A 10,327-nucleotide genomic window follows, 5' to 3' on the forward strand; every position below is an offset into this window, starting at 1 on the left:
AGAATGGGTATCGACCGTTCGGCAGGCGCCGGCTCCGATGCCGGGCCCGCCGCCGATCGTGTGACCGCTGTGCACGAGGCGGTCCCGCACCCGGAAGCCGGAACGAGCCCGGGTGCCCTCTTCCCCCCTCCTCGCTCGCCGCGCGGCGGTGACCAGGCCCTCTCCCCGGATGCAGGCCCGCCCCGCAATGAGGCGTCCGCCCGGGATACGGACCGGCCCGGTCCCGCAGACGCTGCAACGCCTCAGCGGTCCCCGTGGGCAACCGGGGTGCTGGCCGTGACCGCCACGGTCCTCCTCGCTGCCGCGCTGGCGCACTTGGCCTTGGTCTTCCTCTCCATCGCCCCGGCCAACGCCATCACCGCTCGGTACGAGGAGCGGATCGACGCCTACGTCTACCCGGAGTTCGGTCAGGACTGGAAGCTGTTCGCCCCCAACCCGATGCAGCGCAATGACGCGGTCGCGGCCCGGGTGCGAACCAGGGGCGAGGACGGCGTCCTGCACACCTGGGCCTGGGTCAACCTCACCGACCAGGACGTCGGGATCATCAGGGGCAACCCGGCACCCAGCCACGTGCACCAGAACATGCTGCGCCGCGCCTGGGAGAGCTACGTCGCCACACACAGCCAGCAAGCCACCGATCGGCTTCGCAGTGAACTGGCCGCCGACTACCTGCTGCGCGTCGCGCTCCAGCGCATGGGACGTGTGCGGCACGGCGAGCCCGTCGTCGGCCTCCAGATCGGTGTGCGGATGACGATGGTGCCGCCTCCCGCGTGGAAAACGGAGAAAGAAACGGACACCCCCACCTTCCGGAAACTGCGGTGGTGGCCGGTGACGGACCAGGACTACAAGGGGTTGTGAGTTGAGTACAGATCAGGCCGCAGCATCGCCTGAGCCACGTGAGCCCGCTCCCCCCGGGCCGGCCCGAGGCCGGCTCGACGGCCTCACTGCGCGGATCGCCGATGCCCTCTGCACGGCCCGGGCGCCCTACCAGGCCGCCGTCATCCGAGTCGGATTCGCCGCCCTCTTCGCGGCCTTCCTCCTGCGGGAATGGCCGCACCGCCGGGTGCTCTACGGGGACCACAGCCCCCTGTCATGGGAGATGACCCTCACCCTGGTCCGGGAAGACCACAATTTCACCGTGCTGAGCTGGTGGGGCGGACACCTGTGGTTCGAACTCGTCTACCACCTGACGATCGCAACCGCTCTGGCCGTCATGCTGGGCTGGCGCACCCGCACCATGACGGTCCTGTTCATGGTCGGCGTCCTCTCGCTGGAGAACCGCAACACCTTCGTCGGCGACGGTGGCGACAACGTCATCCGCATCATGGTGATCTACCTGGTCTTCACCCGCTGCGCACAGGTGTGGTCGCTCGACGCACGCCGTGCCCGCTCACGAACCACAGCCTTCGCGGGCGACCGGGTGGGCGTCGCCCTGTGGGCAGCCCTGGGAATGGCGCTCATGTGGGCCTTCGGACCGCAGGCGGCCGGCTGGCCCCTGGTGTTCTGGGTGCTGTGGGCGGTGCACGGCATCTGGTACGCGGCTAACCGTTGGTTCCCCGCCCACGAGGCGCGCGCCGTCCTCGACTCCTGTGCCGCCATGCTGCACAACACCACGATGCTGGTGATCGCGGCTCAGGTCTGCCTCATCTACGCCACGGCCGGCTGGTACAAGATCCAGGGCTCCCGCTGGCAGGAGGGAAGCGCCCTGTACTACGCCCTGCACCTGGACCACTTCACGCCCTGGCCCTGGCTCGCCGGACTGCTCGCGGCGAACACACTGATGGCTCTTGCGCTCAGCTACATCACCGTCATGGTGCAGGTGGCCTTCCCCTTCTCGCTGGCGAACCGGAAGATCAAAAACATTCTGCTGGTGGCGATGATGCTGGAACACGCGGGAATCGCGATCATCCTCGGGATCCCCCTCCTGTCGCTGGCCATGATCGTCTGCGACGCGGTGTTCCTGCCCACCTCCTTCCTGCTATGGCTGGGCGCCCACTGCACCCGCGCCACCCGCCGGACGACCGGACGCGGCCCCGGAAAGCCCCTTCCGCAACCTGCCATCGGCGCGGTGAGCGGAAGCTGACGCCCACGAGCCGCGATGCGGACACCCGTGCAGACACACAGCCGTTGCTCACCCACGACGGTGACTGCGGCTTGTGCACCACACCGTGCTGCGCCCAGCGGCGCACCCGCCTGCATTGGGCCGCCCCCCCCGGCAGTTCGCCGATCTCGCAACGTTCGGCACCTCCCAGCAGCGGACAACAACACGGATCCTCCGGGCGCCACCGCGCGGCGCGATGCACGGTGGCAGCCGAGCGGCAGCCAAGCCAGCCCTGGGGCGTGTTTCGAAAGTAGCGTCGTCCGCCCGAAGGACGGGGCCGGACACCTCCGGCCAGGCGGGACTTTCGAAACACGCCCTGGGTGATTGGCCGTGAGGTCAGCAAACGGCGGACGTCAGATGTCCTTGAACGGTCGTGGTTCTGCCGCTGTCGGGGGGTGGGGTCACTGTGGTGGGCGGCTGTCGATCAGCCCGGCCTCGGCCACGGTGACGCTCAGGACGTGCGGCGCAGGGTCCAGGTGTTGGGGTTGAAGCTGGGGACGGCGGAGTAGCGGCAGCCGCTGCTGTAGTAGGAGCCGGTGATCGTCCACCCGGCGGGCGGCCAGGTGGAGGCGCATGCGTTGACCTGCGTACCGACCGGATAGCCGGTGAGGTCCTTGATCTGCTTGGTGTTGGGGCTGAAGCCGGGTCCGCAGCCGCTGCTGTTCCACCACTGGGTGTCGACCCAACCGGAGGGGGTGAGCGAGCTGTGGCAGATGGTGGCCGTGTCGCCGGGGGCGGCGGTGGCCGAGGCCATGCCGACGGTGGTGACCACAGTGGTGAGGAGTGCGAGAGAGGCGATGCGTCTGCGTATCACGTCGGGTCTCCTTTGCCCGCGCGCTGGTCTCCGCGCCGACGGTGTCGGCATCCGGCCAGGCGCTGGACCATTACTATCCGGCGGCATTACACGACGGCCAGCCTTCTTTCGGCCGTGCGGTAGGTGATCCGGCCGGGTTCTCCCGAAAGCATCAGTCACGCAGGCCGCCCCAGAAGTTCGCTCGCCGAGGGCAACACGGCCGCCTGGCCGGCAGGTGTCTCCGCCACCGGCCCAACTGAGCTGGACGCGTTCAGGGTTCGCTGGTCGTGCTGCGCGGTGACTGGCTCCGGGGGAGTCGCCGGTCGCGGCCGTCTGCTTGCACGTACCGTTCAGCCGGACCTTCGCCCGGGGCACGCCGTCGAAACGATCGCCGACGAGTGCGTCAGTCCGCCGCTTGCTGGAGGCCGTTGAGGATGAGGTCCAGCCCGGTCTCGAACTCGTCGCCGTAGGCGTATCCGGGACGCATGACGTGAACGCGATCTCGGTCAGGTACGGGTACTCGCCTCGCCGAAGCCGCTCATGACGGATTCCGCCAGTTCGGCGGTCTCGTCCGGGGCGCCGAGGGGCAAGGTCTTCTCCTGCAGGGCGAACCCGTAGATGTAGCTGTCCGAGGACCGACACCGCGTGGGCGGTCAGGGCGAGGGAGAATCCGCCCCGACGCAGGCATCCGAGAACGGCGTCGTGGTGACGCAGGGTGGCGGGGCCCGGAGTGGAGCGTGATTCCATCAGCCCGATGGCCCAGCCGTGGCGGGAGAGCGCATGGCGCAGGGAGACGGCCCTCTGCCGCATCGCCAGTCGCCACTCCTCGCGCGGCGCGGGCAGTTCGACCTCGCCGAAGACCAGATCGACAATGCCGTCGAGCAGGTCCTCCTTGTTGGCCACATGGTTGTACAGGGACATGGCCTCGACCCCGACGGCCTCGCCGAGCTTGCGCATGCTGAGCGTCTCCAGACCGCCGGTGTCGGAGAGGTGCCCACGCCGCCGACCGCGCGGCGAGACGAACGGCGTCTGGCTCGGCGGCACCGACCGGCAGCTCCGCGCACAGCTGCTGTCCCCGTTCACCGGCCGGCACCTGGGCGCCTTCATCTCCTCCGAGCACGCCGACGGGCTGCGCGATCTGACCTCCCTCATCGACGCGGGCACGCTCCGCCCCGTCGTGGACCGTGTCTACCCGCTCACCGAGACCGCCGCGGCCGTCCGACACCTCCTCGACGGCCGCGTCACGGGCAAGCTGGCGCTCACAATGCCTGCCGGGTCACCAGGCGGATCGATGCCTGCACCGCACCCACGTGCGCCACTTGCGTGACCACCGCGGGGCCCGCGACGGCGCCAGGAGACAGAGGAAAGCCGGCTGTGAGGGTGCACCGGCGCTCCGTCAGCCGCCGAAGGCCGCTGCGTTCTCCCGCACCCACTGGGCGAAGGTGCGCGGCGGCGTGCCGGTGACTTGCTGCACGGTGGGAAGCGGGGTACGGCCCGCCTCCGGTGAGATGGTGCGCATGGTGATGAAGAACTCGATGTCCTCCTCCGAATAGCCGCCCTCGCGCCATCGGGCGACGATCTCGTCCCGGGTCAGCTCGATGTACCGCACGTCGCGGCCCAGTTCCCGGGAGAGCACCCGGACCTTCTCCGGCGGGGTCAGCGCTTCGGGGCCGGTGAGCCAGTACTCCTCACCGGCATGCCCGTCGGAGGTAAGTGCGACCGCGGCGACCGCAGCGATGTCGGCATCGTGGATCATCGCGCTCCTGGCCTCGGGGAAGGCCTCGCGGACGACGCCCTCGGTCCTCACGGACTCCGACCATTCCAGGGTGTTGGACATGAATTCCACCGGCGACAGGTGCGTCCAGTCCACCCCGCTGGCCTCCACGGCCCGCTCCAGCGGGCTCTTCTCCAGGTCCCCTTTGAGCACGGTCACCCTGCGGACCCCGGCCTTCTCGGCCAGGTCCATGAGCTCTTCGCCGGTGGCCAGGGGCGAGAAGTCCTCCCCGTTGTAAGTGATCAGGTGAGCGGCCGTGACGCCGGAGAAGGCCGCTGCCAGGCCGGCGGTGTCCGTCAGATTGCCGACGACGACCTCCGCCCCGGCGGGGAGGCCCGCCTTCGCCGGGTCACGGGTGAGGGCGCGCACCTGGTGTCCGGCTTCCAACAGCTGTTCCACCAGCGGGCGTCCCACGTTTCCGGTGGCACCGGCGACAAGAATGGTCATGGAATCTCCTTCCGTCATGACAACGACGGTAGGAACAATCGCGGTCATGTCCTGTCCGCGATCACGGGCAGACTGCTCCCATGCTGGAAACCTCGGCCCGACTACTGCGTCTGCTGGCGTTGCTGCAGGACCGTCGTGCATGGCCGGGCAAGGGCCTCGCCGACCGCCTCGGTGTGAGCCCGCGGACGGTACGGCGGGACATCGACAAGCTCAGACTGCTGGGCTACCCGATCCACGCGGTCGGCGGTGTCGGCGGCGGCTACGAGCTGGCCGCCGGCGCCTCCCTGCCCCCGCTGCTCCTTGACGACGAAGAGGCGGTCGCGGTGGCGGTCGGGCTACGGACGGCGGTGGGCGGCGCCGTCACCGGAATTGCCGAGACATCCGTACGCGCCCTGGCCAAGCTCGACCAGGTGCTGCCCTCGCGGCTGCGCCACCAGGTGAACACCCTCAGCTCCGCACTGATCACCATTCCGATGCCCGGTCCGACCGTCGGCCCCTCCACGCTGACCGCGATCGCCTCCACGGTCCGCGACAAGGAACGGCTGCGCTTCGACTACCTCTCCCACGACGGCACCGAGAGCGTCCGGGACACCGAACCGTACCGGCTGGTCCACAACGGCCGCCGCTGGTACCTCTTCGCGTGGGACACCGGGAGGGAGGACTGGCGCCGGTTCCGCGTCGACCGGATGACCCTGCGCATCCCCACCGGTCCCCGGTTCACCCCGAGGCCGCTGCCCACCGAGGACCTGGCGGACTACCTCGCCAAGGGCCTCACCACGGACCCGCACCGCTATCGGGCGGTGCTCACCATGCACGGCTCGGCTGCGGATGTGGCCGAAGAGGTGCCGCCCACGCTCGGTGTCGTGGAACCCGTCGATGACGACACCTGCCTGCTGCGCATCGGTTCGGACAGCCTCGACCACCTTGCGGTGTGGGTGGCGGCCTTCGGTTTCGAGTTCGAGGTGAACGAGCCGGTCGAACTGATCGAGCGTCTGCGGACGCTGACGGGCCGGCTCCAGCGGGCGGCCTGGCCCCAGGAGGCTGTGCGGTGACGACCGCTGACCGCTTCCGGCCGTCCGCAGGTCCAGCAGTGCACCCCGGGGCCACAGCTGTTACCCGGGCGGCACGCAAGTACCCGGCTGTTCGTGGAGGTCAGCCTGGCGATGGATGTCGTGCCCACTCCGCGCCGAGCTCTCCTACTGCGTCCCGCTGTTCAGAGGTGAGCCCCCCCGGGAACGGGCATTCGGCGTCCGTGTGCCCCGCTTCACGGCCTCCGTTTCCGCCTTGCTGCCGACTGCGCTCTCTTCACTCGGCCGTGCGGCACCGGCCGATGACCCTCCCGAGTTCCCGCCACCGTGCGGGCGTGCGGCTGTGTGCTCATCCGCCCAGGGCGTTCGCCAGGCGCGTGAGGGCCGGCATGGCTGCGGTGAGCGTGTCGCGGTCGCCGGGGGGAAGCTTGTCCATGGCCTGCTCCAGCGTCTCCCGGCTGGCCCGGTCGTAGCGTTCGAGTAGTTCCAGTGCGTGCGGGGTCACGGACAGGTCCACTGCTCTGAGGTCCGTCGTGGAGGAGTGACGTTCCACCAGCCCTGCCGTCGCCATCGTCCGCACCAGATTGCTGACCGTCGAGGGGGAGACGCGCAGGCTCTCGGCCACTGCCCGGGTGCCCAGCGGGCCGTCGGCGGACAGAACCCGGAGCAGCTCGATCTGTGCGTCGGGCAGATCAGGGAGGCCTTCGGTGGCGCGGGTCGAGCGCAGTACGGCTCGGCGCAGGGGGCCGAGGAGGCGGCTGAGGTCGGCGGCAGTGTCCACGGCTCCATTGTGACAGCAGAGTGATTTTGCTTCAAAGTAGTTTTGTTGCAAACTTCAGTGGCCGGGCGCCGTGAGACGCCGTATACCGCACAAGGAGAGCCAGACCATGACGACCATCGCGAACCCCGTCCCCGAGCAGGACCTCTCGGGCATCACCGGGAAGCACTTCATCTACACCTATGCCAACGGCTGGCAGTACGAGATGTACGTGAAGAACGCCCGGACGATCGACTACCGGATCCACACCGGTATGGTCGGCGGCCGCTGGGTGAAGAACCAGACCGTTGACCTCGTCCGCCTCGACTCGGACATCTACAAGATCTCCTGGACCGAACCCACCGGCACCTCGGTCAGCGTCAACGTGCTGCCCACCAAGCGCCGACTCCACGGCGTGATCTTCTTCCCCCACTGGGTGCACCAGCACCCCGAGCGCACCGTCTGCTTCCAGAACGACCACCTGGACCAGATGGCCAACTACCGCGACCAGGGCCCGACATACCCGATCTGTGTCGTCCCCGAGTTCGCGAAAATCACCTTCCTCGAGGACTGCGGTGAAAACAACGAAGCCGTCATCACCACGGCCCCGGCCGACCTGCCGCAGGGCTACGCCGACCGCATCAACTGACCGCCCCCGCACTCCCGCTCACCGCTCTCGCTATCAGAGCGACGTCCGATGCGGCACTGGCCCGTACTGCCGGAGGGTGTCTGCCGAGAGTGTCCCGGTGCCGATGAGCTCCCGCTCCCGTGGGCCCTGGCTGCCTTGAGGGTGTCTCACAGGTGGTGGACCTGGGCGGATCCATCCACCGTAGCGGTTGAGGTGGAAGGCCCGTGCGTGCGCGGTGCGGGTCGGCCACGACGGTGAAGCAGAAGCCGGTGAACGGGCTGCCCTTGTACGGGTCCAGCCCTTCGAGGCGGCCCCGCACCACTCCCTGGTCGTCAAAGAGCACGAAGGTGATGACCTGGCCCTGGTTTCCCGACCGGTGGATCCTTCCGAAGACGGGGACGACGAACAAGCCCTCACCCAGCAGCGTCGGCCGCCCGAGCCTGGAGTCACGGTAGTTGTAGGGCTGTGGGCATCCTTGGACAGGACCTCGGTCAGGGAGGGGAACGGGCGGTTGCCGCGCCCCACCGGCGTGTCCTGGAACCGGATGTGGGGGTACTGGTCGGCGTCGGTCTGCCGGCCGGCGCGCGTCGTGGGTCGCGATGGCCCGCAGCGTGGCTTTGGATCCGGGGCAAAGACTGCTGCCGGGCTCGGAGAGCGCGATGATGTTCGGGTGCGCTCCGGCCCAGTTGCTCAGGCCGTACTCGGAGGTCAGGCACAGCAGCCGGCCCGAGGGCGTGACGGTGATTGACGCGGCGCAGGGGTCACCTGTCCTCGCCTTTTCCTCCTCCCATCCCCAGGACATCGGCCAGGAGGCCAGGGCCCGGCTCAGATCGGTGGAGATCAGGTGGGTGCTTCCCGGCTTCGAGCTGACAGCCACCGTCCGGTCCGGGAGGACCGCCAGGTTCATTGAGAAAGTTGTGAAGGGTGTCGGACTTCTGCAATCCGCCCTCGGCGTCCATGCCGCTCTCGTTGTTGCACTTCCCTGTGAGCTTGGATCTTGGCCTTGCCGCCGAAGGCACGCCCGAAGATGTGATCTTGACTCAGCTCCTCGCCCGGGAGCATCGGGTTGACGCAGAACGGACAGAGTTGGGAGAGCATCTACAGCCATGGAAGCCTATTGTGGAGCCGGGACCGCACCCGAGACAGCCAGCTGCGCCAGCCGCAGGCCGGCGTGCGGCGGGCCCAGTCCCGTGCCAGTGACGTGACCCAGCCGAAGGAGGCCGTATGGCCGAGGTGGTCCCAAGAGCACAGCAGTTCATCGACAAGGCCTATGGCCGCAGCCGCCGAGGGGAGCTGTCGCTGGAACGAGACTCCTGGGCAGAGTGCGTGGGGCATCGTCAGTCTGCCAATGCCGTCCTGCCAATACGGCTCCCCTCAAGCGCCACGAGGCCTGATGGTATGAGACGAGTCCTGCCTGTGCTAGCGATTGTTACCGCGGTCCTCCTGTCGGGGTGCGGTTCTGATGGGACGGCTCCGTGGCAGCGAGACCAGCCGGAAGCTGGCCCCCCGACCGCCACCGTGTCTCCTGACCGGACCGACTCCGTACTGGCTGCCCGCTACCGTAAGGCTGGGGGAGACCCCGGAGTTCAAGGCATCCACTACGCGACGGGCAAGGAGGACGAAGTCGTGCTGACTGTGTGGACCCGCAAGAAGAACGGCTACGAGTCCTTTGACGACTTCGCCGCCAAGCTGGCGTCGTTCCTGGACAGCGAAGGCGTCCGCCTAGGCCAGGGATACGTACTCAATGTGTACGGCCCTGACGGGAAACGGCTACACAACTACGACACCACCACTCTGGAGAAAAGCTCTTGAGGCGAACCGATCACGACACTTCTCCTCACAGCAGGTGGTAGTCAAGAAGTCGACCTTGACCCGGGGAGCTGTCACTCGGTCGTCCGCAGGTAGGTGCGAGCGAAGCGGGCCGCGGGATCCAGCCGCCGCTCTTGGAGGTCTGTGAGCTTTTCGGCCCGGTCCTCGAAGTCGTCCATAGCCTTAAGCCAGGCGGCCGGCGGGTCCAGTGCTGTCATGTGGGCGGCCGAGCCCAGGGCCCATATGTGGGTCGCCCGCTCCGGGCTGTCGGGGTAGGCGAACGAGGCGAGGACGCCGCTGCTCACCGCGCGGCCGGGGTCGACATCCTTCGGAATGAACGCGGCCAGCACCAGCCCGTTCGACTCGTCCTGGTCCACCCTCCACCGCTCGCAGGGCACTGAGCGCCCTCCTCGGTGCGGCGCCGCAGCAGCGTCGCCGCTTCCCGCAACATCTCGGTCATGCCTCCACGGTCCTCCTCCAGCCGCGCTCCGGAAATCTGGACTTGCGGTCCCTCGGTCACCCGGACGGGCTGGGCTTTCGTCCAGGCCGCACCGGTATGGAGTGTGCGGAGTAGGCCCCGGCCCCGGACGCAGTACGGCCGGTGCCGCCACCGCACTGCCGACGGCCCGTGCCTTCGGGCGGCGGCGTTGCCGTTCCCGGTATGCGCCAGGTGTGGGTGGCTATCGGCAGCGTGGCCGCTGTGATGGTGGGAACGGAAGGGACCCGGCTGGTCGTGCTGCGCGGCGACAGTGCATCGGGGAAGTCGTCCGTGGCGGTCTGCCTGCGTGAGCGCTCCGTCCGCGGCCTGGCCGTAGTCGGCCAGGACAACCTCCGCCGCATCGTGCTCCGAGAGCCCACCGGCCCGGTGCCGCGAACATCGGCCTGATCGACCTGACAGCCCGCTACGCGCTGGACGCCGATCCCACGTCGTCGTCGAAGGCATCCTCTACGCCGAACGATACGGCGACATGCTCACCGAGCTGCGTGCCG

At 68.6% G+C, this 10,327-nt stretch carries 10 protein-coding genes and 2 pseudogenes; 7 read left to right on the forward strand and 5 right to left on the reverse strand.

Annotation, left to right across the window (positions count from 1 at the left end):
* Positions 1 to 276: 276 nt before the first annotated feature.
* Positions 277 to 858, forward strand: a complete 582-nt coding sequence (locus AC3EQ1_RS30910; protein ID WP_432097618.1) for a DUF5819 family protein — start codon at positions 277 to 279, stop codon at positions 856 to 858.
* A 1-nt stretch (position 859) separates the two neighbouring features.
* Positions 860 to 2,083, forward strand: a complete 1,224-nt coding sequence (locus AC3EQ1_RS30915) for an HTTM domain-containing protein (RefSeq protein WP_432097619.1) — start codon at positions 860 to 862, stop codon at positions 2,081 to 2,083.
* A 469-nt stretch (positions 2,084 to 2,552) separates the two neighbouring features.
* On the opposite strand, the gene AC3EQ1_RS30920 is transcribed toward AC3EQ1_RS30915, so the two are convergent.
* Both AC3EQ1_RS30920 and AC3EQ1_RS30925 read right to left on the reverse strand, forming a co-directional pair.
* A complete protein-coding gene (locus AC3EQ1_RS30920) occupies positions 2,553 to 2,915 on the reverse strand; it encodes a hypothetical protein (RefSeq protein WP_432097627.1) in 363 nt (120 codons plus the stop codon).
* Positions 2,916 to 3,452: 537 nt separating this feature from the next.
* Positions 3,453 to 3,851 (reverse strand): annotated as a pseudogene (locus tag AC3EQ1_RS30925) (TetR/AcrR family transcriptional regulator C-terminal domain-containing protein); the annotation flags it as partial.
* 22 nt (positions 3,852 to 3,873) lie between these two features.
* Here AC3EQ1_RS30925 and AC3EQ1_RS30930 point away from each other — a divergent pair.
* Positions 3,874 to 4,221 carry a zinc-binding dehydrogenase gene (locus AC3EQ1_RS30930; RefSeq protein ID WP_432097620.1) on the forward strand — a complete coding sequence of 116 codons (348 nt, stop codon included), beginning with the start codon at positions 3,874 to 3,876 and terminating at the stop codon, positions 4,219 to 4,221.
* A gap of 69 nt (positions 4,222 to 4,290) precedes the next feature.
* Here the strand turns inward: AC3EQ1_RS30930 and AC3EQ1_RS30935 are convergent, their stop codons facing one another.
* Complete coding sequence (locus AC3EQ1_RS30935) at positions 4,291 to 5,115, reverse strand: SDR family oxidoreductase (RefSeq protein WP_432097621.1); 825 nt, start codon at positions 5,113 to 5,115, stop codon at positions 4,291 to 4,293.
* Positions 5,116 to 5,195: 80 nt separating this feature from the next.
* On the opposite strand from AC3EQ1_RS30935, the gene AC3EQ1_RS30940 reads away from it, so the two are divergent.
* The gene (locus AC3EQ1_RS30940) at positions 5,196 to 6,167 is read left to right on the forward strand and encodes a helix-turn-helix transcriptional regulator (RefSeq protein ID WP_432097622.1); all 972 of its coding nucleotides are present in this window, start codon (positions 5,196 to 5,198) and stop codon (positions 6,165 to 6,167) included.
* A 325-nt stretch (positions 6,168 to 6,492) separates the two neighbouring features.
* Here the strand turns inward: AC3EQ1_RS30940 and AC3EQ1_RS30945 are convergent, their stop codons facing one another.
* The gene (locus AC3EQ1_RS30945) at positions 6,493 to 6,924 is read right to left on the reverse strand and encodes a MarR family winged helix-turn-helix transcriptional regulator (RefSeq protein WP_432097623.1); all 432 of its coding nucleotides are present in this window, start codon (positions 6,922 to 6,924) and stop codon (positions 6,493 to 6,495) included.
* Positions 6,925 to 7,030: 106 nt separating this feature from the next.
* Between AC3EQ1_RS30945 and AC3EQ1_RS30950 the strand changes: the two genes are divergently transcribed.
* Positions 7,031 to 7,549 carry a phenolic acid decarboxylase gene (locus AC3EQ1_RS30950; protein WP_432097624.1) on the forward strand — a complete coding sequence of 173 codons (519 nt, stop codon included), beginning with the start codon at positions 7,031 to 7,033 and terminating at the stop codon, positions 7,547 to 7,549.
* Between the two features lie 1,203 nt (positions 7,550 to 8,752).
* Entirely contained in the window at positions 8,753 to 9,340 is a 588-nt protein-coding gene (locus AC3EQ1_RS30955) for a hypothetical protein (RefSeq protein ID WP_432097625.1), read from the forward strand.
* Positions 9,341 to 9,411: 71 nt separating this feature from the next.
* Here the strand turns inward: AC3EQ1_RS30955 and AC3EQ1_RS30960 are convergent, their stop codons facing one another.
* Entirely contained in the window at positions 9,412 to 9,735 is a 324-nt protein-coding gene (locus tag AC3EQ1_RS30960) for a hypothetical protein (protein WP_432097626.1), read from the reverse strand.
* A 305-nt stretch (positions 9,736 to 10,040) separates the two neighbouring features.
* Between AC3EQ1_RS30960 and AC3EQ1_RS30965 the strand changes: the two are divergent.
* Positions 10,041 to 10,327 (forward strand): annotated as a pseudogene (locus tag AC3EQ1_RS30965) (P-loop NTPase family protein); the annotation flags it as partial.

The organism is Streptomyces sp. bgisy100 (assembly GCF_057709105.1).

Coding starts and splice junctions, on each gene's coding strand:
- AC3EQ1_RS30955 (WP_432097625.1), top strand. CDS start 8,753: ATGGCCGAGGTGGTCCCAAGAGCACAGCAGTTCATCGACAAGGCCTAT.
- AC3EQ1_RS30950 (WP_432097624.1), top strand. CDS start 7,031: ATGACGACCATCGCGAACCCCGTCCCCGAGCAGGACCTCTCGGGCATC.
- AC3EQ1_RS30935 (WP_432097621.1), bottom strand. CDS start 5,115: ATGACCATTCTTGTCGCCGGTGCCACCGGAAACGTGGGACGCCCGCTG.
- AC3EQ1_RS30940 (WP_432097622.1), top strand. CDS start 5,196: ATGCTGGAAACCTCGGCCCGACTACTGCGTCTGCTGGCGTTGCTGCAG.